This window comes from Chryseobacterium sp. S90 (assembly GCF_047444895.1).
Lineage (GTDB): Bacteria > Bacteroidota > Bacteroidia > Flavobacteriales > Weeksellaceae > Chryseobacterium.
The window spans coordinates 142,670-167,446 of the sequence record NZ_JBLGCX010000007.1 but is presented as its reverse complement, the minus strand read 5'-3'; the positions used below and the strand labels follow the sequence as shown (position 1 = coordinate 167,446).

Genomic DNA, 24,777 nt, shown 5'->3' with positions numbered 1-24,777 from the left:
GACGATATACCAATAAGAAAGGCCGGGCATTTGTCCGGCCTTTTTCTTTTACTAAATTGGAGTAAAACAGAACGTTAACAGAAGTTTCATGTTTCGTTCAAAAAAATTAACTTTACGGGGACAAAAATAATTGGAATGCGAAAGACAATTTCTGTGAAAACCCCGGATTTTAATGTATTACCTCAGGAAAGAGAGATTTATAATTTTGAAAAAGACGGCCTTGAACTCAAATCATCCTATGAGAAAAAAGATGTAAAAGATGAATCATTAACGCAGACTTCTCCAGGAATTGCTCCTTATCTGAGAGGACCGTATTCTACGATGTATGTACAGAAACCCTGGACGGTTCGTCAATATGCCGGATTTTCCACTGCAGAGGAATCTAACGCTTTTTACAGAAGAAATCTTGCCGCAGGTCAGAAAGGACTTTCAGTGGCATTTGACTTGGCAACGCACAGAGGATATGACTCTGATCACTCAAGAGTAGTAGGAGACGTAGGAAAAGCAGGAGTTGCCATCGACTCTGTGGAAGATATGAAAATCCTTTTCAATGAAATCCCGTTAGATCAGATTTCAGTATCCATGACCATGAATGGCGCGGTGCTTCCTATTTTGTCTTTCTATATCGTAGCAGCAGAAGAGCAGGGAGTAAAACAGGAACTGCTTTCAGGAACTATTCAAAATGATATTCTCAAGGAGTTCATGGTAAGAAATACTTATATTTATCCGCCTGCACCTTCCATGAAGATTATCGCAGATATTTTTGAATATACTTCGCAAAACATTCCAAAATTTAACTCAATTTCTATTTCAGGATACCATATGCAGGAAGCAGGTGCCACACCGGTACTTGAAATGGCATATACCTTGGCCGATGGGCTTGAATACGTAAGAACAGGAATAAAAGCAGGAATGAATGTAGACGATTTTGCTCCAAGACTATCATTCTTCTGGGCAATCGGAATGAATCACTTCATGGAAATTGCTAAAATGCGTGCTGCAAGATACATCTGGGCAACCCTTTTAAAGCAGTTTAATCCTCAGAATCCAAAATCTCTGGCATTAAGAACCCACTCTCAGACGTCCGGATGGTCTCTGACAGAGCAGGAGCCTTTCAATAATATTACAAGAACAGCCATTGAAGCTTTGTCTTCAGCTTTAGGAGGAACACAGTCTCTTCACACCAATGCACTGGACGAAGCCATTGCTCTTCCTACAGACTATTCAGCAAAAATTGCAAGAAATACACAGATCATTCTTCAGCAGGAAAGCGGAATATGTGATGTGGTAGATCCGATGGGAGGAAGTAATCTGGTAGAAAGCCTTACTCAGCAAATGATCGAAGAAGCGATGAGATACATCGATGAGGTAGAGCAGGAAGGAGGAATGACCAAAGCCATCGAAGCCGGAATTCCAAAAATGAGAATTGAAGAAGCTGCTGCTAAAAAACAAGCTAAGATTGACAGTGGAGAAGAATTCATCATTGGTGTTAATTCATTTAAATCTTCATTAAAACAGGATCAGATAGAAATCTTAGATATTGATAATACAGAAGTTCGCAGAAAGCAGATCGAAAGATTAAACACGATCAAAACAGACAGAAATGCTGATGCTGTTGAACAAATTCTGAATGATATCCGTGAAAGTGCGAAAACAGGAAAAGGAAATCTACTTGCATTATGTATTGAAGCTGCAAGAAGAAGAGTTACCCTTGGCGAAATGAGTGATGCCATGGAAGAAACCTTTGGAAGATATAAAGCAAATATTAAAACAATCTCTGGTGTATACGCAATGAATGCCGGTAAAAACGAATACTTTGAAAAAGCCCTGAATCTGACTCAGAAATTTGAAGAAGAAGAAGGACGCCGCCCAAGACTAATGGTAGCCAAAATGGGACAGGATGGGCACGACAGAGGAGCAAAAGTAGTAGCCACAGCATTTGCTGATATGGGATTTGATGTCGATGTAGCTCCATTGTTCCAGACTCCGGAAGAAGTGGCTAAGCAAGCTGTGGAGAATGATATTCACATTTTAGGAGTTTCTTCACTGGCTGCAGGGCACAAAACATTAGTTCCTCAGGTCGTGGAAGAACTATCCAAACTGGGGGCAGATGATATCACCATTGTGGTAGGAGGAGTAATTCCTCAACAGGATTATGAATTCCTTTATGCCAACGGTGCAGACTTTATTTTCGGACCTGGGACCAACCTTCCGAAATGTGCAGTAGAAATTTTAGAGAGATTTTTAGAAAAATAAACAGAAAAGCTTTAATTTCAATTTGAAATTAAAACGCAGCCTATGAATCTGAAAAATATAATAAAGCCTACGAGTAAAAAACTGTTTCTTCTCGTAGGCTTATTTATTATCGCTGGTGTTTTCCTGTTAGCTTCAGGGAAGAAAGATATATTCATACAAAGCTCGAAGGTCGTTGCAGATACATCTTTGGTTAAAAAGCATTTGAGAGCGCTTACCCAAACACCACAATTTAGAAATCATAAAAATATAGAGCAGCTGAATGCAGTTGCAGACTATATCCATCAGACTTTCAATACTTATGGTGACAGTACTGCTTATCAGGAATATAAAGTAGATGGAAAAATATATAAGAATGTAATTACTTCCTTTGGAACAGAAAACAAAAAGCGAATCATCATAGGGGCCCATTACGACGTTTGCGGAGATCAGCAGGGTGCAGACGACAATGCAACCGGAGTTACAGCCCTTTTGGAACTGGCAAGAATGCTTAAAGGACAAAAGTTGAAGTACAGAGTAGATCTTGTAGCTTACACCTTGGAAGAACCTCCTTATTTCAGGACTGAAAATATGGGAAGTTATGTCCATGCAAAATACTTAAAAGACAATAATATCGATGTATATGGAATGGCCAGCGTGGAAATGATTGGATATTTCAGAGATGAAAAGGGATCGCAGAGCTTTCCTTTAGGGATCCTTTCATGGTTTTACGGTGATAAAGGAGACTTTATTACTTTGGCTAAAAAGTTTAGTGGGGCAGGTCCGTTTGTAAAAAACTTTATCAACAACTTTAAAGGCTCTGAGCAGATCAAAACAGAAACCTTCTCAGCACCTAAATTTATGGCTGGAATAGACTTTTCAGATCATCTCAACTATTGGAATTTTGATTTTCCGGCACTCATGATCACCGATTCATCTTTTTTCAGAAATAAAAATTATCACAAACCCACAGACACTCTGGAAACCCTCGATACCAAGAGAATGACCAAGGTTATTGATGCTGTTTTTCTCAGTATTATTCACCTGAAGTGAAAAAAATAATTTTGATTCTCAGAAAAATTTATATATTTGCACCTGAAAATCAAGTTTAACCAATAAAAAAACGACGAAGCAATGTTCAGAACTAAACAGAATTCTACAGTTGGATTGCCCCTTATGGTGGTAAGGCTTCGCGGTTTGGTACATTCTTAGAATAACAGTACAATAAAATATCAAAACCCGAAGTCGTAGAGATTTCGGGTTTTTTATTGCGCAATATTTCAAACTCCCAGGTTTACCCGAAATCTTTTTTAGTGTCATTACAGACGAAACACGTGAATTATATCCTCACACTGTAGCCGTCTATTATTAATCCATTCAACTAATATTTTAGTTGATTAAAAGTTGTGTGAGAAAAAAACTTTACAATCTCACATCAGACTTCTGTGAACAATGGAAAATGATAACCTTCTGTTTTCCCGGCTGAGAAGCGTGAGAAGCAGAAAAAGAACAATTAGAAAAGATGTAGAAAAACAGATAAGAAAAAAATATCAACGTAGTGATGAGCTTTGGGATATCAGACGAAATATCCCATGGATTCCTTTGGATAAGCCTTATCAAAGAGGATTTGTAAGATTCTTTGTGGTAAGAGAAGATGTAATGAGATCCAAAGACGGAGATTTCTTTGAAGGAATATTGAAGAAAATTAATACTTACATGTATTCCGAAAGCCGCCAGTTTTTAAAAAAGAGAAGAAAATTCGGGCGGAGAATATATGTAGAAAGAGTACAGAAACTCAAACATATTTCTTCATATTCCTGGAATGATCCGAAGCTGGGGTTTACAACAAGAGAGAGACAGTATTTTTTGAAACAGGAAGAATATTGCCCGGCCCGGAAGTCTTATGTTCCTTACTACGAATTTATTGAACCCTGGAGATTTGCCCTGCGTACAAGACCCAATATGATTACCCATTATAAACCCGTAGACTTTGAATTGGAAAAAGAGTGTGCAGAACTGGGAGATTATTTAGGACAGCATAAAATTGTAGGAATTATCCATAAAACAATTGATGGCAGATCATATCCATGGAGAAGAAAAAGAGAAGATATTCCACTTATCAAAAGCAGGAAATATGTTACCTGCACAATGTCTGCAACAGAGATTGCAGAAAGCTTACAGGACGTATAAGTCCAACTGTTATTTAAAACAAAAACAATGGGAAATTTAAAACTAAAAGGAAAAGATATATTAAAACTGGGCTATCCAAATAATCAAAGCGTAAACGTAGCATTGGAAGTCATGAAAAGAAATTTTGCGACGAAGAATATTCACCATGTAAAAGCTCTTTTAAAGGAAATCCTGCTGAATCCGGAAGAATTTGAAAAAGATCTGACTTTCGGACAAATTGCAGAAACCCTGCTTTCATCCAAAAAAACAGAAAAAAGAATGTTGAATTCACAACGTGCTACATTTCAGATTTTTGGTAACAATATTTCAGAAGAGGCAAAAAATCAATTGTACACAGCTTTGAAACTGCCTATTTCTACTCAGGGAGCATTAATGCCCGATGCCCACAGCGGCTACGGACTTCCAATTGGTGGAGTTCTGGCGGTGGAAAATGCAGTAATCCCTTACGGAGTAGGAATGGATATTGGTTGCAGAATGAGTCTCAGTATTTTGGATACACCCATTTCATATCTTGAAGGAGCAAGAGATAAATATGAAAAAGCGCTTGCCGAACATACAAAATTTGGGATGTATGAAACGCACAAGTCTCACATAGACCATGAGATTTTTGAAAGAGATACATTCGATATGATCCCGATCTTAAGAAGATTAAAGGGAAAAGCCATTAAACAGATGGGTTCCTCAGGCGGAGGAAATCACTTTGTCGAATTCGGAGAAGTAGAAATCACCGAAGAAGATGAGCAGATTGGCCTGCCGAAAGGAAAATATCTGGGAATACTTTCTCACAGTGGCTCAAGAGGTCTTGGAGCAGAAATTGCCCAATATTACTCAAGAGTTGCGGCAGAACAGTGTCCATTACCAAAAGAAGCCCAAAACTTCGCCTGGCTGGATCTTAGCACACATCTGGGATTGGAATACTGGACGGCAATGAATCTCGCAGGAGATTATGCTTCAGCCTGTCACGATGATATTCACAGAAGGCTGGTAAAAGCGGTCGGCGGAAGGGTAAAAGCCAGAATTGAGAACCATCACAACTTTGCCTGGAAAGAAATCCATAACGGAAAAGAAGTAATTGTTCACCGGAAAGGAGCAACACCTGCCAACGAAAATGAACTGGGAATGATTCCCGGATCCATGACAGCGAAAGGATTTATCGTTCGCGGAAAAGGAAACCCGGAATCCCTGAATTCAGCATCTCATGGCGCAGGAAGAGCACACTCCAGAGGAGAATGCAGAGCCCTTTTCACTCAGCATGATATCAAGAAAGAATTAAAACTTAAAAATGTCACACTGATGGGCGGAAATGCGGAAGAAGCGCCAATGGCCTATAAAGACATCAATGAAGTAATGAATGCACAGAGTGAACTGGTAGATATTCTGGGAACATTCCAACCGAGAATTGTGAGAATGGACAGGTAATTAATCTAATACTTTACAACCTTATAGGCTTCAAAAACCTATAAGGTTTAGTAAAATGCAAAAAAAATGGAAAAATTAATACAGATCACTTCAGGAAGAGGACCTTTAGAATGTCAGTGGGTTGCCGCAAAGGTTCTGAAGACCTTTCTTGAAGAGGCCAAACAAAATACAATAGAGTACGAAATCATTCATCGTGAAAACGGTGATGAAAACCTGACATTAAAATCAGTAACCCTGCTTTTAAAAGGAAAAGACATAAACCTGCTCCTTAAAAACTGGTTGGGAACTATTTGCTGGATAGGAAAAAGCACATTCAGAAAACTCCATAAAAGAAGTAATTGGTTTATTGGAATTTTTGAATTAGAAAATGTAAAAATGATTGATTTCAATGAAAAAGATATCAGATTTCAAACAGCGAGAAGTCAGGGAAGTGGAGGACAGAATGTAAACAAAGTGAATACAGCGGTGCGTGCTACTCATATTCTGACCAAAGAAACAGTGTTTGTACAGGACTCACGTTCCCAGCTGGAGAATAAAAAACTTTCTGTTATCAGATTAAAAGAAAAGGTAATGGCAGTTTATATCCAACAGCTGGAAAGAAAACTGAAAGAAACCTGGTCTCTTCAGATGCAGGTAGAACGCGGGAATCCTGTTCGGACATTTTCAGGAACAGATTTCAAAAAGAATTACGAAGACAAGACATTCAAAAAACAAAGGAATGCCTTGAAAAATGAACTTAAAAACTACAACAATGACCTTAACTAAAAGTAAATATTATTTTGAAGCACTAGACTACTTTCCATTCAATCTTTCTGAATGTATGGATGCACTGAACTATGCTTTGTCTTACGAACCTGAAGACGCAGACAGTCTTTGCCTGATGGGAAGAGTATATTCCGAAGAACTGAAAGATTATGAAACCGCAAAGAAATACTTTGATGAAGCCATGCAGAGTAACATAGGAAATATCAATACGCCCAAATATTACATTGAATGTCTTTTGAATAATGAAGATTATAAGGAAGCCGAAAAATTAATTGAATTCGCTCTGAAATTAAAAGGAATTGACAAATCAGAAATTCTGAACTGTCTCTCCCTTCTTCATGAAAGAAACTTTGAGTATAAACAGGCCTTAGGAACACTTAAAGAAGCCAAAAAATTTGCTTACAACCGCGCGGCCCTCGAAATACTTGAAGATAGAGAGAAACTTGTCAAAGGAAAGGTAACCAGAAACAGAACTATAAAAAAGACGGAATAATCTGCTTTTTAACTTATAATAAAAATAGTATGACTGCCTCAAGAGTCAAATCATTTGACTTCTGTCATTCTGACGAAGGAAGAATCTCATTAATAACCATAAGCGTGAGATTCTTCACTCCATTCCATTTCGTTCAGAATGACAATTTTGAGGCAGTCTTATTTTTTGTTAACAGAGATCAGATAATCATACACCATTTGATGTTGGTCATCGCTCAGTTTAGCCTTTGGAGCCATTCTGCTTAATGTGTTGATCCATCCCTTGTCGTCATGTTTCGTTGGTTCTGGCAGCTTATGGCATTTTGCACAGGAATTTTCAAAAATGGTTTTTCCTTGTGCCAGCTGCTCAGATGAGGTATACTTTGGCCCTGTTACAGCCACACTTTTTGGTCCGCAGGATACCAGAAATGCTGATGCTGCGATACCGGTTAAGATGAATTTTTTCATATCCTATTTTTGTTTGATGATTACTTCTTTACAGAAACAATATAATCATAAACCCATTGGTGCTGTTCATCCGTTAATTTTGCCTTTGGAGCCATAGAATTCATGATTCCTACCCATTGCACAGGGTTATGTGAAGCAGGATCAGGTAATTTATGACATCTTCCACAAGAGTTTTCAAAAATAGTTTTCCCCTGAGCGATCTGTTCCGCAGTAGATGTTGAAGTACCTGCAGTAGCAGTGGATGTAGCAGCTTTCGGCGTACAGGAAACCAGCAAAATACCAGTAAACGAAGCCGCAGCGATGAGTTTTTTCATGTTTCTTCTTTTTGATATATAACAAATGTAATAAATTCCTTAAGCCGTTGATACAGGGCTTTCTAGTTTTAATTTAGAAGAAATAAAAATTAAATTCATGAAAGAATCAGTAATCCCGAATGAAAATATTTTAAGTCTTTTATCTCATCATTATCAGCCGGCTATTGATCATTCCCATTTTAATTATTAATTTTGAGTCAATGAAATTTTCTACAGAAGAGCTAATAGACGGAATACAGTCAGGAAACAAACGCCTGATTGCAAAAGCTATTACATTGGTTGAAAGTAAAAAAGCAGAACATAGAGTACAGGCAGAAGATCTTTTGAAGAAGATTATGCCTCTTACCGGAAATTCTGTGAGAGTAGGAGTGACAGGAGTTCCGGGAGCCGGAAAATCCACTTTTATAGAAAACTTCGGCCGGTTGGTGATTGCACAGGGTAAAAAAGTAGCTGTTCTGGCTATCGACCCAAGTTCAGCAATTAATAAAGGAAGCATTCTGGGAGATAAAACCAGAATGGAAGAACTAGCCAAAGAAGAAAATGCTTTCATTCGTCCTTCCCCAAGTTCAGGTTTTTTGGGCGGGGTAGCCAATACTACTTTTGAAACCATGATGATCTGTGAAGCAGCAGGATACGATTATATTTTGATCGAAACAGTTGGAGTAGGGCAGTCAGAAGTCCTTGTTGCTGATATTACCGATGTTTTCTTATTCCTTAAAATCATTGGAGGCGGAGACGAACTTCAGGGAATAAAGCGCGGAATCATGGAAATGGTAGACCTTATTTTCATCAATAAAGTAGATCAGGACAATCTTCAGAAAGCAAAAAATACAAGACTGGAACTGAAAAGAGCCCTGGATTTTATTCCACCTAAAGAAAAAGGCTGGAAAATTCCTGTTTTATTAGGATCAGCTTTACATAACGAAGGATTACAGGACGTTTATGATAAAATTTTCGAGTTTATTGATCTGAAAAAGAAGAGCGGTCGTTTTGAAGAAATCCGTGTTCAGCAGGCAGAGAAGCGATTTGAATATTGGGTTCAGGAATATATTTTATCCCTGATGAAAAAGAGCAATGCTGTAGAAGAAGCCTATCATATGCACAAAAAAAATGCTTCAGCGATGGTTTCCAATCCAAGTACTGAAGCAAAATTATTTGTTGAAAAATTTTTATCGAATGAAAACAGGGATTAAGGTTTCTCTTTTTCCTGTTTCACTTCAGTTTTTGAAACATATCCGTCATAACTGATTGGCTGTCTGTCATTACTTCTCATTGAGACGAAAGCTTTACCGTTTTTAAAGATCTCAATATTCATTTCTTCAACGGTTCTTACATCTTTTGGCTTAAACTTTAAAGTCCATTTTCCCTTTTTATTCTGAGTTTTAGTTACTGTAAAATCTTTTGAAGTAAATCTGTAGCTGTTATCACTTGTATTTCCATAAGTTGGATTGAATAATCTTCCGAAATATGGCAACACTACGTCCAGCGTGTTTTTACTCACATCAATAGTATAATCGCCATTCAAATTAAGCATTCTCGTTGCAGTAGCATTTGGCATTGAGTTCATGACATTGATAACATCATAATTTGTAGGATTGGCTCTTTCTGCGTGGAATGTAAATTCCTGGGAATCAATTAATGTGTCCACTGTTTTCGAGTCTAATGAGCCCTGTGATGCACAGCTCTGAAAAAAGAACAGGAATCCAAAAATCATTAGTAAAGAAATATACTTTTTCATAATGAGATAATTATTAAATTTAAACAGCAAAATGTATGCAAATATATTCTTTCTGAAATATTTTGGAATAAAAATTGTTAAGGTTGAATTATTAACACTCAAACTATGAAAGTTACACATCTATTAGGAATGGGAGCTATTGCTCTGTCGGCTGTTGCCTGTACTACAAACCCGATTACCGGAAGATCGTCTTTACAGCTGGCCAACAACTCGGAAATTTTAACAATGTCTTCGCAGGAATACAAGACGACATTGTCTAAAGGTAAAGTAATTACCGGTACGGCAGATGCAAAGAGAGTGGTAAATGTAGGAAACAGAATTAAAAGTGCAGCAGAAAGGTATTATCAGAGTATTGGAAGATCAGCAGATCTTGCGAGCTATAGCTGGGAATTTAATCTTCTGCAAAGCAATGAACTGAATGCCTGGTGTATGCCTGGTGGTAAAGTAGCCGTTTATACCGGAATATTACCGGTTACAAAAGACGATAACGGACTTGCAGTAGTACTGGGACATGAGGTTTCCCATGCGCTGGCAGGCCACGGTAACGAAAGAATTTCTCAGGCAATGGTAGCCCAGTACGGAGGTGCTATCCTGGGAGGAACAATCTCAAATTCACAATGGGCGAGTGTTTTCCAGAAGGTTTATCCTATTGGTTCACAGGTAGCTTTATTGAAATACGGAAGAGGTCAGGAATCTGAAGCAGATGAAATGGGGCTATATCTGATGTCTATGGCAGGATATGATCCGAGAGCGGCAATCCCTTTCTGGAACAGAATGGAAGCAGCTTCTACAGGAGCAAGACAACCGGAATTCTTATCCACCCACCCGAATCCAGAAACAAGAATTTCAGATATCAACAAAGATCTTCCGAAAGCTTTAGAATATTATAAGGCTGCGGGAGGAAAATTATAATTAGAATTTTAATCTTGAATAAGGCCTTATTAAATTTTTAGTAAATTTGATAAGGCTTTTTTATGTAACCACCTAAACACAATATTATGAAGAGTTTATCAATTACCGGACTTATACTTTTGGCTGTTTCTGCATTACTTTTCTATTTAACTACTGATTTTGCCGTAGAACAAATAAAAATCTCTCATATTATGGGAGTAATGGCAGGAGTAGGAATAGGGCTTATCATTGGAGGAATGGTAGGGTATGTAAGTAAAGGAAGCGCTATAAAAGCAGAACAGAAAAAAAAGGAATTCAAACAGCTGCAGAAAGACAAAGAAGAGCTTGAAAAACAGGCGGCAGACATTGCAAAACGCCAGGCTGAACTTGAAGAACAAAATAAAAACCCTCAAATTTAATTTGAGGGTTTAAAGTTGTTATTTTCGATATTAAATTAGAATTTATATCCTAAGCCTACCATAAAAAGGTTAGGTCTGTTATCATATCTGATTTCCGAACCGGAAACTCTGTTGATAAAGTTTCTTTCATCCTTACTGAAAGCTCCTTCATATCTTGCATTTACAATAAGCTTTTTGATTTCAAGCTGTGCTCCAAACTGATAACCTACTGTAAAGTCATTTTTAGCATTTTCTTTGAAATCGTTGTAAGTATTGTCTTTATTTAAATTAAAACTTCCAACAGGTCCTACAAAAACACCTAACATATTCCCCAATAGGTTGTATCCTAAAAGAACCGGAACATCAATACGGTTGCTTTTAACATCAAAAGTAGTGTTCTCTGTAGTAAACTCATTTTTAAAGTGAGTATAATAGATCTCCGGCATCACAAACAATGAAGTAGGAAGCCCCACTTTTAATGAAAGTCCGACATTGAACCCTACATTGTTTTTACCCGTTCCGTCAATGGCATCATTCACTGTTCCTTTAATATTAGACCAGGAAGGAGAGCCGGTAGGAAAAATTAAGTTAGCCTTACCTGCCAGTGAAATCTGTGCAGAAGCCCACATTGAAAATCCTATTAACGCTATACTAAGTACCTTTTTCATTATCGTCTATTTTTGTATTTGAAGTTTCAATCGTTTTATTATTCTCAAGTAAATATTCTCTCAGCTCTTTAAACAGTTCTGAAGAATAAACGAAATCAATCAGATTTTTATTGCCTGCTGTAATCAGGATATCTTTATTCCCTTCCCATTCTTTGATTCCCAGTCTTAGGTATACAATTTTCTCGCCAATCGTCATTACAGAGTTCATGTCGTGAGTATTGATGATGGTTGTGGTATTATATTCTTTGGTGATCTCGTAAAGAAGATCATCAATGATCTTTGAAGTATACGGATCCAGTCCGGAATTGGGCTCATCACAGAACAGGTATTTGGGGTTGTTGACAATCGCCCGGGCAATAGCAACTCTTTTCTGCATTCCTCCTGAGATCTCTGAAGGGTATTTTTTATCTGCCTTATCAAGGTGCACTCTTCCTATAACTTCAAAAACCCTTTTCTTTTTTTCTCTGTAGGTAAGATTGGTAAACATATCAAGAGGAAACATAATATTCTCTTCCACAGTTAAGGAGTCAAATAATGCACTTCCCTGGAAAACGGTTCCGATTTCTGAACGGAGATGTTGTTTTTCTTCCCTGTTCATGGTATTGACATTTCTGCCATCGAATAAAATTTCTCCGGAAGATGGCATATAAACATTCAATAAACTTTTTAAAAAAACGGTTTTACCGGAACCACTCTGCCCAATGATTAAGTTTACTTTTCCTTTATCAAATGAAGTTGAAATTCCCTTCAATACTTCAACATCATCAAAACTTTTCTTAAGATCTTTTACCTCAATCATCAGCTTAATATTAATTGGGTTAAAATTAATTCAGAAATGATAATGAATACCATTGTCCATACCACCGCCTGCGTACTCGCTCTACCTACTTCCAGTGATCCTCCTTTTACATTGTATCCGAAATAAGAAGGAACCGTTGCAATGATAAAAGCGAAAACTATAGTTTTGGTAAATGCATAGTAAATAAATAAATTCGGCATATACATTTGAATACCAACGATATAATCATTTTCTGTCCAGTTTCCTGTTAAAATCCCGGCAATATATCCACCACCAATACCAAATACGATACTGATAGCAATAAGAAGGGGATTAAACAGCATACAGGCAATAATTTTAGGAAATATCAGAAAATTGGGTGAGTTTACTCCCATGATATCCAATGCATCAATCTGTTCGGAAACTCTCATTGTTCCGATACTTGATGCAATATAGGAACCTACCTTACCCGCCAGAATAAGACTGATAATGGTAGGCGCAAATTCCAAAACCAAAACCGCTTTCGTAGCATATCCTACAAAAGAAGGCGGAATAGGAAAGGAAGAAGCATCAAAGTTGTTGAACATCTGAATAGCCACTACCGCTCCAACGAATATGGATGTGAAGATGACAAGTCCGAAAGAATTTACTCCCAAATCATTAATTTCTCTCATGAACAGCTTCCAGAAAACCCTCATTTTCTGAGGCTTCTGCAGGGATTTTCCCAAGAGGATCATGTATTCCCCTACTGCTGTGAAAAACTTTTTTAACATACTGCTAAATTAGACTTTTTTATTTAATTGGGCTACAGTCGGGAAGAAGACTAAAGCCTGGTTTTGTGTTAAAATTATTTCAATATTGGTCTGGTCCTGTTCTTTATTTTGCATTTTTATCTCCGCCTATCACCAGGAAAACGGTTTTTAAAATAATCACCAGATCAAGGATAAAACTCCAGTTTCTTACATAGAAAGCATCGGCCAGAACTCGTTTTTTCATCTCTACTTCCACATCTCCGAAGTCGCCGCGAAGTCCATTTACCTGTGCCAATCCTGTGATACCGGGATTTACCATACTTCTTAAGCTGTATCTCCCTATTTTTGGCTTATAATAATTATCTACGGCAAGCATATGAGGACGCGGACCTACTACAGACATTTCCCCTTTCAGTACATTGATAAACTGCGGAAGCTCATCAAGACTGGTTTTTCTTAAAAACTTACCTACTTTGGTAATCCTTGAATCATTTATTGATGTGGTTTTGGTTGTTGATTCATCATTTACAACCATTGTTCTGAATTTAAAACAATTGAAAACCTCTTCATGGAAACCATACCTTTTCTGAAGAAAAAATACGGGACCTTTGGAAGTTGCCTTGATTAAAACCGCAATAATCGGGAACACCCACGAACAGATGAAAACCAGTATAACAACAGAAAACAAAATATCAAACGTCCTTTTCATTATAAAATTAGAATAATAATCTAGAGGATATCTTGCCTGGTTAAGGACCGGCTGAGTTTGTATATATCCAAGATCATACAAGAAAAAATCGCTTTGTGTGATACTTGGAATAAGTGAAATATGAATCTTATTATCTTCTGCCAATTTAAAAATCTCATTCTGAATCCATTCACCATAGGAATTTTCCATAGATAAGAATAAGGTATGAATCCCATTCTTTTTCCAGAAAGTAACCAGCTCATTACTATTGATCTCAGAATTTTCGTATTCAAATATTCTGTATCCGTAGTCTTTACGGTCTGTAAAAATATTCTTTAGAATTTCTGTGGAATGATTATCTCCTAAAAACATCACATTCCTGTAATTAGCTCCAAGGGAACGTAAGTACTTGATCGCAAAATAGACCAATGATTTTACAAGAAAAATGAAAATGAAAAGGTAAAGCGAGAGCCAGTATATATCTGAATTGAAAAATACATTGTTACTTACCTTTCCTATAAGCAGTACGCCAAGTATAAAAAAGAGGAAGTGGATTAAAAGGCGTTCAAGAAACAAGGTGTACGTAAGGTTTCTCGGAATGTTGTATATTTTTGTCCTACCGCTAAGAAGCACCCAGAACAAAAACAACAGAATCAGAGAAAAAATATTCTGATACCAGGTTTCTTTATGGTATTTTAAACTTTCGTTTCTGCTTATAAAAAAGAATATGAAGATAGATGCAATAACCATGAGGTCAAGCAACATAATGATCGATTTCAGGTATCTAGAGTATCGAATTCTCTGCATCTATCGGTATTATAGCGGATAAGCCCAGCTAATTTAAGCTTTTTTACGGGATATTCAGATATTTGTGAGTCTGAACTGAAGCCTGCCATTCCGGGTGTTCCAGGATGAAATCTGTGATCTTAGGATACATCTCATCTCTTTTACTCCATTCACTTTGAAGATAGAGCTTACAATTTTCAGAAACTTTTGAGGCCTGTTCCTGTGCAAACGTAAAGTCATGCTGATTGAAAATGATCACCTTAAGTTCATGAGCTTTTTGATACATCTCTTCTTTAGGCAGTCCTGTTTTCTTTGGCGAAAGGGTGATCCAGTCCAGCTGTCCGCTCATAGGATAAGCTCCTGAAGTTTCAATATGCACTGTGCATCCCAGCTCTTTCAATCTGGAAGTCAGTATGTCTAAGTTCCACATCAGAGGTTCACCACCAGTCAGAACGATTGTTTTACAATGTTTTGCAGCTGTTTCTGCAATTTCTGCTGCATTCATCAGAGGATGGAGTTCCGGATCCCAGCTTTCTTTTACATCACACCAGTGACATCCTACATCACAACCTCCCAGCCTGATAAAGTAGGCGGCTTTTCCGGTGTGTGCTCCTTCTCCCTGTAAAGTGTAAAAATGCTCCATTACAGGGAGCATTTTACCTTCTTTTAATAAAATATCTTCTTCTTTATTCATTTTAAAATTAGTCGTTATAGACCGAAGTTTTGTAAGCAATGATGGTATTTTTCATCAACATCGCTCTTGTCATTGGGCCTACTCCTCCAGGTACCGGAGTAATCCAGCTTGCTTTAGCTGCACAGCTGTCAAAATCTACGTCACCTGCAAGGTAATATCCTTTTGGAGAGTCATTGTCTACTCTTGTAATACCCACGTCAACAATTACAGCTCCTTCTTTGATCATATCTCCTTTTAAGAAGTGAGGATCTCCCAAAGCGGTAATTACGATGTCTGCTTTTCTTGTATATTCTTCAATGTCTTTCGTATAAGAGTGTGTAAGGGTAACGGTAGAGTTTCCAGGGAAATCTTTTCTACCCATCAGGATACTCATAGGTCTTCCTACAATTTTACTTCTTCCGATAATTACACAGTCTTTCCCTTTAGTTTCAATATTGTATCTTTCCAGTAATGTTAAAATACCGAAAGGAGTTGCTGGCAAGAAAGTATCCATTTCAAGCGCCATTTTTCCGAAGTTTTCAGGGTGGAAACCATCCACGTCTTTTCTTGGATCAATTGCGTTGATGATCTTTTCCTGATCTATCTGGTCCGGTAAAGGCAACTGAACGATAAACCCGTCAACTGCTTTAGACTTATTAAGCTCGTCAATTTTTTCCAATAGTTCAGATTCCGAAACTGTGCTTGGGAATTTGATTAAGCTAGATTGAAATCCTACTTCTTCACAGTCTTTTACTTTTGAGTTTACATAGGCCTTGCTAGCTCCATTATTCCCTACAAGAATAGCTACCAAATGTGGAGCTCTTTTTTTGCTTGCGAGAATCTTTTCTACTTCAACCTTGATCTCTGCTTTAATTTCCTTGGATACTTTAAGTCCGTCAAGAATTTCTGCCATTTTTACTTTTTTACTTTATAGATTTACTTTTACTTTCTTTTTACTTACTATTTATTTTCTTTATAGTAATTGATCAACCCGTTGGTAGAGCTGTCATGAGAGCTTATTGCGTCATTATTTTCAAGCTCAGGAAGGATTTTGTTGGCTAATACTTTTCCTAATTCCACTCCAAACTGGTCAAAGCTGAAAATATTCCAGATAACTCCCTGAACGAAAATCTTATGTTCATATAAAGCAATCAGCTGACCTAATGAAAAAGGAGTTAATTCTTTGAATAATATAGAGTTAGTGGGTGTATTTCCATGGAAGACCTTGAAATTGATCAGTCTGTCTATTTCTTCATCAGACTTTCCAGCATTTCTAAGTTCCTCTTCAACTTCTTCCTCCAGTTTTCCGAAGGCAAGTGCTTCAGTCTGAGCGAAAAAGTTCGCTAATAATTTATCCTGGTGATCCGAAACTTTGTTTGGACTTTTTGTATAAGCAATGAAGTCTGCCGGAATCAATTCTGTACCTTGGTGGATCAATTGATAGAATGCATGCTGGCCGTTTGTACCCGGCTCTCCCCAGATGATAGGTCCCGTTTCATATTCTACAAATTCACCGTTTCTGTCTACACATTTTCCGTTACTTTCCATATCTCCCTGTTGAAGATACGCTGCGAATCTGTCCAGATATTGAGAATAAGGTAAGATAGCATAAGTAGTTGCTGCATAGAAATTACGGTACCAGATTCCAAGAAGTCCCATTAATACGGGAACGTTTTCAGAGAAATCGGCAGTCTGGAAGTGTTGGTCAGTATCAAAAGCACCTTTAAGAAGCTGCTCAAAGTTTTCATATCCTACAGAAAGTACGATACTTAATCCGATAGCACTCCAAAGAGAATATCTTCCGCCTACCCAATCCCAGAACTCAAAAATATTTTCTTCTGCGATTCCGAACTTCTTAACTTCTTCAATATTAGTGGATAAAGCTACAAAATGCTTTGCTACATCTTCCTGCTTTCCAGCCTTAAGGAACCAGTCCTTTGCTGAATTTGCATTCGTCATTGTTTCCTGAGTCGTAAAAGTCTTGGAAGCAATGATGAATAAAGTGGTTTCAGGATTTAAGTTTTTCACCACTTCTGCAATATGATTTCCGTCCACATTGGAAACAAAGTGAACATTTAATCTTGTTTTAAAATGTTTTAAAGCAGAACAAACCATTACGGGACCCAAATCTGATCCACCGATCCCGATGTTTACCACATCTGTGATCTCTTTTCCGTTGAAACCTTTATGTTCTCCTGAAATGATTTTTTCAGAAAAAGATTTCATATGATCGAGAACTCTTTTGATCTGTGGCTTGATATTTTCGCCATCCACAAGAATTTCGCGGTCTGAGAAATCTCTCAGTGCTGTATGAAGAACTGCTCTTCCTTCTGTTTCATTTATTTTATCACCGGAGAACATTCTGGAAATGGCATCCTTTAGCTGGCTTTCTTCAGCCAGTTGTAATAAAAGACCCTTCGTTCTTGAATCGATTAAATTTTTAGAATAATCAAAAAGATAGTTGTCCTTTTGCAGGGAAAACTCATTAAAACGGTTCGGATTGTAATGAAAAAGGCTTCTAAGATCAAAGTCATTTCCACCGAAGTGTTCGTCAAGTGCTTTCCAGCTATTAGTTTGTGTTGGATTTATTTTTGATAGCATATTACAGAATTTTTATCGTTCAGAAAGTCATATATCGGATGAAAATAGCTCATAATCCATAATGATTTATTTCTGATTTGCAAATTTACGGAAAAATAAAACCTCAGATAAATTTGGAGACGATAAATAACATTTTTTTAAAAAACAAAACCTCAGAGTTCATCTGAGGTTGTATAAAAAGTGTTTGGTGATAAGAATTTAAGATCTTATTCGTCCATTTCGTTCAGAATATTTTCCAGTTTTTTGGCGCTTCCTCCATAAATATATTTTGTCCATAGAACAATACTTGTGATAACCCCTAAAGTCCCTAGCAGTACGGCGATGATTAATCCCTGCTGATGAGAAGCGGTAAGCTCTGTCAAAGATTTTCCGTGCTCTTCCATTGTGTTATAGATGATAAGTCCTATTGTTACCAGGAAATGAGGAAGCAATAAAAATCCGAAAGACTGGTATCGTTCCATATTCAGGCGCAGTTCATGATATATTTTCCAAAGACTGTTTTTGGTGTTTCCTGTGTAAAGCTCCGTCTGTTTGTAAAACTTATAAAATCCAAAGAGATAATATGAAGATATTACAACCATCATGGTATAGGATACATAATAAATAATGTATTGTGAAGAAGGAAACTGAAACTGAAGAGGGAAAAAAGCCATGAGAATAATCGCTAGAATCTGCATAGGGAATTCTCTTTTCATGTTTTTCTGGATTTTTTCTATAGGGTGTTTGCTTTCCTTTAATTGCTTTATAGTGTCAGGAATATGGACATCGCTGTCTTCTTTATTCCATTGTTCTTTTAATTGATCAAAATTCATAGCCTGATTTTTTTATGATTTGCTGTATTTTTTCTTTTGTTCTGTTGAGTTTTACGCGGGCATTGCCTTCGCTGAGCCCTAGATTATTTCCGATTTCTTTGTGTGACATTCCTTCCATGAAATAAAATATGACGGCTTTTTCTAAGGAATTCAGCTCCTGAACTGCGCTGTAGAAAATTTCCAGCTGCCTGTCTTTTGTGGGATTATAATCTTCCTGCAGTACCTCAAAATGATGAGGAGCATCTGTATGATTATTGGATCTCTGTTTTTCCTTTTTTAAAAACGTAATCGCAGTATTGATGGCAACCCGATACATCCAGGTGGAGAACTCGCTGTTCCCTTTGAAATTCTGATAGGACTTCCAAAGCTGGATAAGGATTTCCTGCTGCAGATCTTCCCGGTCTTCTACAGAATCTGCATAGATCCGCGAGGCTTTGTATAAAATACCTTTGTGCTGGTTGACAAGCTTTAAAAAGGCAGTTTCAGTTGGATTACTCACTATAATTTCATGGTTAGGTTATTGTTATAAACTCGTCACAGGTTTTACTGTATAGCCCTTTGACTGAAGAAGTGGAATGATACCATTTTCACCCATCAGATGAGAACCGCCTACCGCAAAGAAGGAGCTTTCTTTTTTCATCATTTCCGGCATTATTTTTACCCAGTTTTGATTTCTGTTGGTCAGCATTGCTTTTTCCTGTCTTGCATTCATGAATCTTTCATCTTTAAAAAGACTGTAAAGAGATTGTACATTTTCATTTTTGAAAGCTTCAATCATCTGTCTGAAGAGGATTTCATATTCTTTACCCATTTTTAGTTGAGCTATGGTGCTTTTCAGATCATAGGCTTCGTTGATGGATTTCATCTGATCATCTACTTTTTCAAGCCCTTTAATACTTTTTTTATCTTTTATTGCTTTTTGAAGAAGTTCCATTTCGTAAAGCTTTACTTCGGTCTGAGGACAAGGAATTGCTTTGGTAGAAAGCAAGGCATAAAGAGTCTGCGGGTTTGAAGTGTCTACACTTTTCAGATCAGTTCCGTAATTGGCGAGAATGGTATTCAGTTCTTTGGCTTCCTCCGCAGAAAGCTGGTCAGAAATTTTTTTATCAGTCTTTTGATACATTTTTTGTAGTGACATCATTTCAGCTTGATCTGTATAATTGATTTCCATAACAAAGTTGTCAGATTTCTCCAGAGCTTTTAATACCTTAGGTTTTATTTCAAAATCTTTACTGCATAAGATATGAAAAGTCCCGGTAATATAAGAAGGCTTAGAAAGACCATTTCCGGAAACCTCCCAAAGCAGGCTGTTATCTTTGCTGTTGGTGTTGCTTTGTGCATTGGTAGTCATAGAACTCAATGATAATAACGCTGCGAATCCAAGTTTTACTAAATTTTTCATAATATTAATTTTTTTGATTTTCTGTTCTTTTAAACAGTAGGTAAAGCAGGTATTACAATCGTTACAGTTTTTTTTCAAAAAAAATAAAAACCTCCCGAAAACAGGAGGCTGTAAAATCTAAAATTATGATGATAACCAATTGGTTAGTAGAGTTTTTTATTGTTGGATTTTCGGTTGATCAGGTTTTGAAATTTTTCTTTTTCTTAAGAAATAGATCAGAGCCGCTGCAATTAGTAGAATTGGCCAGATGTTGATAAGGGCAACTATGATTCTCTGTATCAGATAAAAACCATAGACAAAACCATCTTTCGCGTCATAGATGAAATTGTATTTATATTTATTATCAATGCTTGTGGTATTGGCAACGGCAATTTCAGCGATACGCAATTGAGGTTCTTTGATATAGATGTCGATGGTGCTGTATTTCAGGTCGTCTGTCATATTCATACTCGCCAGCTTTTGAAGGTTCCCTTCAGACATATTCTCATCATCCAGCGTTACTTTATCTTTATTTGTCTTTAATTTGTTGATGTTCTCAGAAGTCTTTTGATTTCTTTTTCCTTCCAGTTCAGAATACTTGATGTTGGCCGTCACATCTTCCGCATTGATGGATCTTGAATTAAGAAATAATTTGTTTGAATTGATTGCTGTTAAAAGTTCGCCAAGCTTTTCAGTAGGAATACGTACCTGCATTCTATTTTCCGACTGGTACTTTTTAATTAACATAGCTTCTTCGTTGGAAGTGTTGTAAGTATCTTCAGAAATTACATTGCTTTGAAGATTACTGTTGGTAACAAAACCTCCAAGTTCCTGAACCGATTTTTCAATGGCGATGGTTGCGTTATATACATCTTTCACTTCCATGCTGACATCTGCTGTCTTGATGAACTGTTTGTCCTTTACCTTCATATCGGCAACAGATGAAATGCTGTCTGAAACAATAGCAGAAGCTGAATCTGTTGTAGCATAAGCATTAAGATCTGTTTCAGCAACTTCACCTTTTTTACATGAATAAATTCCTAATAAAAGCACAGCAGATAGAGATAATTTAATGTAAGTCGTTTTCATAGCGTTGATTTTTGTTGTTTTCCTTGAGTCAAAGTTCAGTCAGAATGTTTTGTAACGCTTGAAAATCAAAAGTAAAAAACTTGTAAACGGAATATTCTATTTTAATTGGTTGAAATTAAGTGTTTTGTAAAATAATAAAGGGCTTCGTGCTTTGCTTTCGGAGCAATTTTTGCTTATCTTTTACAAACCAAAATTATAATCTATCACTATGTCAAATACCTTTTCCAAAATCAGAAACGCAATAGGACTATTCACCTCCATAGATTTTGATCAGCTGAGTGCCATTTCTCAAAAAGTGGATCTTCCGAAACTGATGCATAATTTCTCAAAACTGGATGATAAACAGCTTTCCGGGCTTATGAAAATGCTTGATCCGGGAAAGAAAAAGAAAGAATTACCACCTATTGATGGCGACTTTTATGATATCTACCATACCCTTACTCCCGAACAACGTGAAATTCAGCTTAAAGTAAGAGCTTTCATGGAAAAAGAAGTAAAACCTCTGGTAAACCATTACTGGCTAAGGGACGAATTTCCATTTGAATTGATTCCAAAATTCCAGAAACTGGATATCTGCGGTGTCACTTACGAAGGTTATGGCTGCCCGGGAATGCCTTTCCTGATGGAAGGAGTCATTGCAATGGAAATGGCAAGAGTAGATGCTTCCATAGCAACATTTTTCGGAGTACAATCAGGGCTGGCAATGGGTTCTATCTATATCTGCGGGTCTGAAGAACAGAAGCAAAAGTGGCTTCCGCAGATGCAGAAATTTGAAAAAATAGGCGCTTTCGGGCTTACAGAACCGGAAGTTGGTTCCGGAGCTGCAGGAGGTCTTACTGTAACCTGTAAAAAAACACCTGAAGGCTGGGTTCTGAACGGTCAGAAAAAATGGATAGGAAATGCGACTTTTGCTGATATCATTATTATCTGGGCAAGAGATCTGGATAGCGGAGAGGTGAAAGGATTTATTGTGGAAAAAGATAATCCAGGATTTTCTGTAGAAAAGATTAAAGGAAAAATGGCTTTAAGGATTGTCCAGAACGGATTAATTACTTTAAAAGACTGTATTGTAACCGAAGAGAACCGTCTTCAGAACGCGAATTCATTTAAAGATACCGGAAAAGTACTGAGAATGACCAGAGCAGGAGTAGCATGGATGGCCACAGGCTGTGCACGAGGAGCTTATGAAAGTGCTTTGGATTATACCAGAAAAAGAGAACAGTTTGGAAGACCTATTGCTTCATTTCAAATGATTCAGGGACATTTGGTTGAAATGTTATCTAATCTTACTGCGATGCAAACTATGGTGTTCCGGTTGTCTGAAATGCAGGATGAAGGAATTTTAAAAGATGAGCATGCCTCATTGGCTAAAGTTTTCTGTACGCTCAGAACCAGAGATATTGTTTCCAGAGCAAGAGAAGTAATGGGAGGAAACGGAATTTTGCTGGAGTACGATGTAGCCAGATTTGTTGCAGATGCAGAAGCTATTTATTCCTATGAAGGAACGAAAGAGATCAATTCATTGATTGTAGGGCGTTCTATTACAGGTTTCAGTGCTTTTGTATAGCAGGTAGCAGATAATAGGTTATAGGTAGTAAAGACTACTGGTGCTGCAACCTGCAACCTATTATCTGCCATCTTAAGAAACTAAATGTTTATACTTCTCTTTGTTGTCAATAATCATCCAAAGGTTGATCAGGAACATCACCCCGGCAATACCCATTCCCATTGGAGATTTGTCCATAGTGAAAACATGGGTAACAATTCCTACCATCACTGGTAAAATAACAATAGCTCCCAATGCTCTTGTTTTTGGGAAAATAAACAGTAATCCGCCAATGACTTCTACGATACCCACTAATGGCATCAGCCAGCTGATTTCTCCGAAAGCAGAGAAGAGTTTCATTTGCTCCGGAGTAGGTTTCTCCATAGGCATATAGTTAAAAAACTTGTTTAATCCGGCATTAATAAACATAAGACCGAACAGTAAGCATAAAATGAATTTTATTATTTTCATGATTGATGATTTGATATCAAATGTAAAATAAAAATAGAATATTTTGTTATTTATTTAACATAAAATATTAAATCAATTGTTAATGTGCGTTAATTAGTGTTTTTGTATAATTTTATTGCATATCTTCGAAAAGCAAATCAAAACTATAAATCATGCTAAAAAATCTTAAAAAATTAAATCGTACGGATTTAAGAGAAATCCAAGGGGGAGGAGGTGTTGGAAAATGTGATATAGGACCGATTGGATGTCCATGTAAAATTCCACCTGGTGATCCTTGTTTAGGTGGCCCGGGAGGAAATCCTGAAGGCCCGACTTACGGATATTGTCCAGACAATCCATCTTATATCCTATGTACAGAAACTTGTCCAAATGGAACGAGTCCCTTGTGCCCTCTTCCATAACAATAAAAAAGACTGTCTTTAAAAAGGCAGTCTTTTTTATTTAAATTTAAAAGCTCAAGTCTTTAAAATAATATTATTTATTACTCATTACATATTGCTCTTAGTAATGATCAGTCCATTTCCTTCAGCGTAATATTCTTAGAAATCTTATAACTTTTCTTCTTTTTATCAGGTCTCTGTTCTTCCCCGAGTAATCTTCCCCAAGGTTTGAGATCGTCAACTCTTTCACAGATAATTTTTATAATAGCAATCGCCGGAATACACAGGAACATTCCTGCAATTCCCCAAAGATGCTCTCCTAAAAGAATTCCAATAAATGAAAATAAAGCATTGATTTTTACTTTGGAGCCCACTACAAATGGCAGGACAATATTTCCATCTACAGCATGAATCGCAATATATCCCAAAGCAACATAGATACATGTTGAAGGAGTAGACGTTGCAAAAGCTATAAAACAGGAAATTAGAAGTGAAATAAAAATTCCCAGATAAGGAATAACATTTAATAATCCGGTAAGAACTCCTAAGAGAATGGCATATTTTACTCCTAAAACTGTAAGGAGAATAGATGTTAAAACAGAAACGATAATTACCTGAAGAAAAAGCCCGAAGATATACTTCTTGGTCATGATACGGATCTCATTTACAGCTTCCTGTACACTTGTTTTATGTCTTTCGTTGAAAACGGTGACGATAAAATTATTTAAAAGCCTTCTGTAATTTAAAATAAAGATAAAAAACAGGGTGAAAAATATAATAAAGCCGAATCCCGTTGAGAAAATCCCAAAAGTAAATCCTAAAATGACTCCCGAAGAAGATAACAGTTTCGTTAATCCCTGGTTAATATAATCCACCTGTTCATCCACTTTTACATTAAATGTTTTGGAAACCCAGTGCTGCAGGCTGTTGAAAACAGTGGTAAACTGCTCCTTGAGGTGTGGAAGATCTTTGCTGAAGTCAGACAGCTGATTGGTGAAAAAATAAATAATACCACTTAGAATTATCAGCATAATAAATACTGAAGTCATTGTAGACATAGATCTCGGAAATCTTAACTTTCTTTCCATAAAAGTGGCTGCCGGCAAAAATAGCATAGCCATAAGGAATGCCAGGAAAAACGGAGCTAAAATACTCTGTCCTAATGCCAGAAGATAGCCAAGACCAATGATGGAAATGACCACAAGTGTAAGCTTGACAAGGAAAGGAAGTCTAAGAAAATTCATAATCTAAAAATCTGCAGTGTGG

At 37.0% G+C, this 24,777-nt stretch carries 27 protein-coding genes; 11 read left to right on the top strand and 16 right to left on the bottom strand.

Features of this window, described 5'->3' with window-relative positions; genetic code table 11:
- Window positions 1-135 precede the first annotated feature (135 nt).
- The 6 genes from scpA to ACLMCG_RS18465 all read left to right on the top strand — a co-directional run bounded on the left by scpA (window position 136) and on the right by ACLMCG_RS18465 (window position 7,099).
- Window positions 136-2,256, top strand: a complete 2,121-nt coding sequence (scpA, locus tag ACLMCG_RS18490) for a methylmalonyl-CoA mutase (RefSeq protein WP_413960723.1) — start codon at window positions 136-138, stop codon at window positions 2,254-2,256.
- 42 nt (window positions 2,257-2,298) lie between these two features.
- Complete coding sequence (locus tag ACLMCG_RS18485; RefSeq protein ID WP_413960722.1) at window positions 2,299-3,285, top strand: M28 family peptidase; 987 nt, start codon at window positions 2,299-2,301, stop codon at window positions 3,283-3,285.
- 399 nt (window positions 3,286-3,684) lie between these two features.
- Window positions 3,685-4,422: a hypothetical protein gene (locus tag ACLMCG_RS18480; RefSeq protein ID WP_413960721.1), complete on the top strand. Its 738-nt coding sequence runs from the start codon at window positions 3,685-3,687 to the stop codon at window positions 4,420-4,422.
- Between the two features lie 27 nt (window positions 4,423-4,449).
- Window positions 4,450-5,841, top strand: coding sequence for an RtcB family protein (locus ACLMCG_RS18475; protein ID WP_413960720.1), 1,392 nt, complete (start codon window positions 4,450-4,452; stop codon window positions 5,839-5,841).
- Between the two features lie 66 nt (window positions 5,842-5,907).
- Entirely contained in the window at window positions 5,908-6,606 is a 699-nt protein-coding gene (prfH, locus tag ACLMCG_RS18470; RefSeq protein WP_413960719.1) for a peptide chain release factor H, read from the top strand.
- Window positions 6,593-7,099 (top strand): tetratricopeptide repeat protein, encoded by a 507-nt coding sequence (locus ACLMCG_RS18465; protein WP_223601345.1) that lies wholly within the window; start codon window positions 6,593-6,595, stop codon window positions 7,097-7,099. Before prfH ends, ACLMCG_RS18465 begins: the two co-directional genes overlap by 14 nt.
- A 158-nt stretch (window positions 7,100-7,257) precedes the next feature.
- Here the strand turns inward: ACLMCG_RS18465 and ACLMCG_RS18460 are convergent, their stop codons facing one another.
- Entirely contained in the window at window positions 7,258-7,545 is a 288-nt protein-coding gene (locus tag ACLMCG_RS18460; protein WP_047424621.1) for a c-type cytochrome, read from the bottom strand.
- Window positions 7,546-7,565: 20 nt separating this feature from the next.
- Window positions 7,566-7,859: a c-type cytochrome gene (locus ACLMCG_RS18455; RefSeq protein ID WP_213277385.1), complete on the bottom strand. Its 294-nt coding sequence runs from the start codon at window positions 7,857-7,859 to the stop codon at window positions 7,566-7,568.
- 200 nt (window positions 7,860-8,059) lie between these two features.
- Here ACLMCG_RS18455 and meaB point away from each other — a divergent pair, with 200 nt between their 5' ends.
- The gene (meaB, locus tag ACLMCG_RS18450; protein WP_413960718.1) at window positions 8,060-9,052 is read left to right on the top strand and encodes a methylmalonyl Co-A mutase-associated GTPase MeaB; all 993 of its coding nucleotides are present in this window, start codon (window positions 8,060-8,062) and stop codon (window positions 9,050-9,052) included.
- On the opposite strand, the gene ACLMCG_RS18445 is transcribed toward meaB, so the two are convergent.
- Complete coding sequence (locus ACLMCG_RS18445) at window positions 9,049-9,597, bottom strand: DUF4251 domain-containing protein (RefSeq protein WP_223601347.1); 549 nt, start codon at window positions 9,595-9,597, stop codon at window positions 9,049-9,051. The two genes, meaB and ACLMCG_RS18445, sit on opposite strands and share 4 nt — an antisense overlap.
- Window positions 9,598-9,702: 105 nt before the next feature.
- Here ACLMCG_RS18445 and ACLMCG_RS18440 point away from each other — a divergent pair, with 105 nt between their 5' ends.
- Together ACLMCG_RS18440 and ACLMCG_RS18435 are read left to right on the top strand one after the other, a co-directional pair.
- Window positions 9,703-10,509, top strand: coding sequence for a M48 family metallopeptidase (locus ACLMCG_RS18440; RefSeq protein WP_223601348.1), 807 nt, complete (start codon window positions 9,703-9,705; stop codon window positions 10,507-10,509).
- An 86-nt stretch (window positions 10,510-10,595) separates the two neighbouring features.
- The gene (locus ACLMCG_RS18435) at window positions 10,596-10,907 is read left to right on the top strand and encodes a hypothetical protein (protein WP_047424626.1); all 312 of its coding nucleotides are present in this window, start codon (window positions 10,596-10,598) and stop codon (window positions 10,905-10,907) included.
- Between the two features lie 35 nt (window positions 10,908-10,942).
- Here ACLMCG_RS18435 and ACLMCG_RS18430 read toward each other — a convergent pair whose 3' ends face one another.
- The 11 genes from ACLMCG_RS18430 to ACLMCG_RS18380 form a co-directional block, all read right to left on the bottom strand.
- A complete protein-coding gene (locus ACLMCG_RS18430) occupies window positions 10,943-11,554 on the bottom strand; it encodes an outer membrane beta-barrel protein (protein WP_047377301.1) in 612 nt (203 codons plus the stop codon).
- Window positions 11,538-12,353: an ABC transporter ATP-binding protein gene (locus tag ACLMCG_RS18425; RefSeq protein ID WP_213277382.1), complete on the bottom strand. Its 816-nt coding sequence runs from the start codon at window positions 12,351-12,353 to the stop codon at window positions 11,538-11,540. The genes ACLMCG_RS18430 and ACLMCG_RS18425 overlap by 17 nt, the downstream gene beginning before the upstream one ends.
- Window positions 12,353-13,105 carry an MlaE family ABC transporter permease gene (locus ACLMCG_RS18420; RefSeq protein ID WP_047381748.1) on the bottom strand — a complete coding sequence of 251 codons (753 nt, stop codon included), beginning with the start codon at window positions 13,103-13,105 and terminating at the stop codon, window positions 12,353-12,355. Before ACLMCG_RS18420 ends, ACLMCG_RS18425 begins: the two co-directional genes overlap by 1 nt.
- 103 nt (window positions 13,106-13,208) lie before the next feature.
- Entirely contained in the window at window positions 13,209-14,579 is a 1,371-nt protein-coding gene (locus ACLMCG_RS18415; RefSeq protein ID WP_413960717.1) for an exopolysaccharide biosynthesis polyprenyl glycosylphosphotransferase, read from the bottom strand.
- A 43-nt stretch (window positions 14,580-14,622) separates the two neighbouring features.
- The gene (locus ACLMCG_RS18410) at window positions 14,623-15,252 is read right to left on the bottom strand and encodes a 7-carboxy-7-deazaguanine synthase QueE (protein WP_413960716.1); all 630 of its coding nucleotides are present in this window, start codon (window positions 15,250-15,252) and stop codon (window positions 14,623-14,625) included.
- A gap of 7 nt (window positions 15,253-15,259) precedes the next feature.
- Window positions 15,260-16,144: a bifunctional 5,10-methylenetetrahydrofolate dehydrogenase/5,10-methenyltetrahydrofolate cyclohydrolase gene (locus ACLMCG_RS18405; RefSeq protein WP_223601352.1), complete on the bottom strand. Its 885-nt coding sequence runs from the start codon at window positions 16,142-16,144 to the stop codon at window positions 15,260-15,262.
- A 47-nt stretch (window positions 16,145-16,191) separates the two neighbouring features.
- Window positions 16,192-17,832: a glucose-6-phosphate isomerase gene (pgi, locus tag ACLMCG_RS18400; protein WP_413960715.1), complete on the bottom strand. Its 1,641-nt coding sequence runs from the start codon at window positions 17,830-17,832 to the stop codon at window positions 16,192-16,194.
- 206 nt (window positions 17,833-18,038) lie between these two features.
- A complete protein-coding gene (locus ACLMCG_RS18395; protein WP_223601354.1) occupies window positions 18,039-18,644 on the bottom strand; it encodes a hypothetical protein in 606 nt (201 codons plus the stop codon).
- Window positions 18,634-19,143, bottom strand: a complete 510-nt coding sequence (locus ACLMCG_RS18390) for an RNA polymerase sigma factor (RefSeq protein ID WP_413960714.1) — start codon at window positions 19,141-19,143, stop codon at window positions 18,634-18,636. The genes ACLMCG_RS18395 and ACLMCG_RS18390 overlap by 11 nt, the downstream gene beginning before the upstream one ends.
- A gap of 24 nt (window positions 19,144-19,167) precedes the next feature.
- Window positions 19,168-20,046, bottom strand: a complete 879-nt coding sequence (locus ACLMCG_RS18385) for a TraB/GumN family protein (protein WP_413960713.1) — start codon at window positions 20,044-20,046, stop codon at window positions 19,168-19,170.
- A 156-nt stretch (window positions 20,047-20,202) separates the two neighbouring features.
- Window positions 20,203-21,114, bottom strand: coding sequence for a DUF4349 domain-containing protein (locus ACLMCG_RS18380; protein WP_413960712.1), 912 nt, complete (start codon window positions 21,112-21,114; stop codon window positions 20,203-20,205).
- A gap of 208 nt (window positions 21,115-21,322) precedes the next feature.
- On the opposite strand from ACLMCG_RS18380, the gene ACLMCG_RS18375 reads away from it, so the two are divergent.
- The gene (locus tag ACLMCG_RS18375; protein ID WP_413960711.1) at window positions 21,323-22,681 is read left to right on the top strand and encodes an acyl-CoA dehydrogenase family protein; all 1,359 of its coding nucleotides are present in this window, start codon (window positions 21,323-21,325) and stop codon (window positions 22,679-22,681) included.
- 72 nt (window positions 22,682-22,753) lie between these two features.
- Here the strand turns inward: ACLMCG_RS18375 and ACLMCG_RS18370 are convergent, their stop codons facing one another.
- Window positions 22,754-23,131: a DoxX family protein gene (locus ACLMCG_RS18370; RefSeq protein ID WP_223601359.1), complete on the bottom strand. Its 378-nt coding sequence runs from the start codon at window positions 23,129-23,131 to the stop codon at window positions 22,754-22,756.
- Window positions 23,132-23,283: 152 nt separating this feature from the next.
- Between ACLMCG_RS18370 and ACLMCG_RS18365 the strand changes: the two genes are divergently transcribed.
- The gene (locus ACLMCG_RS18365) at window positions 23,284-23,532 is read left to right on the top strand and encodes a bacteriocin-like protein (RefSeq protein WP_223601360.1); all 249 of its coding nucleotides are present in this window, start codon (window positions 23,284-23,286) and stop codon (window positions 23,530-23,532) included.
- Between the two features lie 110 nt (window positions 23,533-23,642).
- Here the strand turns inward: ACLMCG_RS18365 and ACLMCG_RS18360 are convergent, their stop codons facing one another.
- Window positions 23,643-24,755 carry an AI-2E family transporter gene (locus ACLMCG_RS18360; protein ID WP_413960710.1) on the bottom strand — a complete coding sequence of 371 codons (1,113 nt, stop codon included), beginning with the start codon at window positions 24,753-24,755 and terminating at the stop codon, window positions 23,643-23,645.
- Window positions 24,756-24,777: the final 22 nt, after the last annotated feature.

Excerpts from the sequence above, each read along its gene's own strand:
- ACLMCG_RS18420 (WP_047381748.1), bottom strand. The coding sequence starts at position 13,105 with ATGTTAAAAAAGTTTTTCACAGCAGTAGGGGAATACATGATCCTCTTG.
- ACLMCG_RS18430 (WP_047377301.1), bottom strand. The coding sequence starts at position 11,554 with ATGAAAAAGGTACTTAGTATAGCGTTAATAGGATTTTCAATGTGGGCT.
- pgi (WP_413960715.1), bottom strand. The coding sequence starts at position 17,832 with ATGCTATCAAAAATAAATCCAACACAAACTAATAGCTGGAAAGCACTT.
- ACLMCG_RS18475 (WP_413960720.1), top strand. The coding sequence starts at position 4,450 with ATGGGAAATTTAAAACTAAAAGGAAAAGATATATTAAAACTGGGCTAT.
- ACLMCG_RS18380 (WP_413960712.1), bottom strand. The coding sequence starts at position 21,114 with ATGAAAACGACTTACATTAAATTATCTCTATCTGCTGTGCTTTTATTA.
- ACLMCG_RS18445 (WP_223601347.1), bottom strand. The coding sequence starts at position 9,597 with ATGAAAAAGTATATTTCTTTACTAATGATTTTTGGATTCCTGTTCTTT.
- ACLMCG_RS18480 (WP_413960721.1), top strand. The coding sequence starts at position 3,685 with ATGGAAAATGATAACCTTCTGTTTTCCCGGCTGAGAAGCGTGAGAAGC.
- ACLMCG_RS18395 (WP_223601354.1), bottom strand. The coding sequence starts at position 18,644 with ATGAATTTTGATCAATTAAAAGAACAATGGAATAAAGAAGACAGCGAT.
- ACLMCG_RS18415 (WP_413960717.1), bottom strand. The coding sequence starts at position 14,579 with ATGCAGAGAATTCGATACTCTAGATACCTGAAATCGATCATTATGTTG.
- ACLMCG_RS18360 (WP_413960710.1), bottom strand. The coding sequence starts at position 24,755 with ATGAATTTTCTTAGACTTCCTTTCCTTGTCAAGCTTACACTTGTGGTC.
- ACLMCG_RS18435 (WP_047424626.1), top strand. The coding sequence starts at position 10,596 with ATGAAGAGTTTATCAATTACCGGACTTATACTTTTGGCTGTTTCTGCA.
- ACLMCG_RS18460 (WP_047424621.1), bottom strand. The coding sequence starts at position 7,545 with ATGAAAAAATTCATCTTAACCGGTATCGCAGCATCAGCATTTCTGGTA.
- ACLMCG_RS18455 (WP_213277385.1), bottom strand. The coding sequence starts at position 7,859 with ATGAAAAAACTCATCGCTGCGGCTTCGTTTACTGGTATTTTGCTGGTT.
- ACLMCG_RS18425 (WP_213277382.1), bottom strand. The coding sequence starts at position 12,353 with ATGATTGAGGTAAAAGATCTTAAGAAAAGTTTTGATGATGTTGAAGTA.
- ACLMCG_RS18410 (WP_413960716.1), bottom strand. The coding sequence starts at position 15,252 with ATGAATAAAGAAGAAGATATTTTATTAAAAGAAGGTAAAATGCTCCCT.
- ACLMCG_RS18405 (WP_223601352.1), bottom strand. The coding sequence starts at position 16,144 with ATGGCAGAAATTCTTGACGGACTTAAAGTATCCAAGGAAATTAAAGCA.
- ACLMCG_RS18485 (WP_413960722.1), top strand. The coding sequence starts at position 2,299 with ATGAATCTGAAAAATATAATAAAGCCTACGAGTAAAAAACTGTTTCTT.
- meaB (WP_413960718.1), top strand. The coding sequence starts at position 8,060 with ATGAAATTTTCTACAGAAGAGCTAATAGACGGAATACAGTCAGGAAAC.
- ACLMCG_RS18365 (WP_223601360.1), top strand. The coding sequence starts at position 23,284 with ATGCTAAAAAATCTTAAAAAATTAAATCGTACGGATTTAAGAGAAATC.
- ACLMCG_RS18440 (WP_223601348.1), top strand. The coding sequence starts at position 9,703 with ATGAAAGTTACACATCTATTAGGAATGGGAGCTATTGCTCTGTCGGCT.
- prfH (WP_413960719.1), top strand. The coding sequence starts at position 5,908 with ATGGAAAAATTAATACAGATCACTTCAGGAAGAGGACCTTTAGAATGT.
- ACLMCG_RS18465 (WP_223601345.1), top strand. The coding sequence starts at position 6,593 with ATGACCTTAACTAAAAGTAAATATTATTTTGAAGCACTAGACTACTTT.
- ACLMCG_RS18385 (WP_413960713.1), bottom strand. The coding sequence starts at position 20,046 with ATGAAAAATTTAGTAAAACTTGGATTCGCAGCGTTATTATCATTGAGT.
- ACLMCG_RS18370 (WP_223601359.1), bottom strand. The coding sequence starts at position 23,131 with ATGAAAATAATAAAATTCATTTTATGCTTACTGTTCGGTCTTATGTTT.
- scpA (WP_413960723.1), top strand. The coding sequence starts at position 136 with ATGCGAAAGACAATTTCTGTGAAAACCCCGGATTTTAATGTATTACCT.
- ACLMCG_RS18375 (WP_413960711.1), top strand. The coding sequence starts at position 21,323 with ATGTCAAATACCTTTTCCAAAATCAGAAACGCAATAGGACTATTCACC.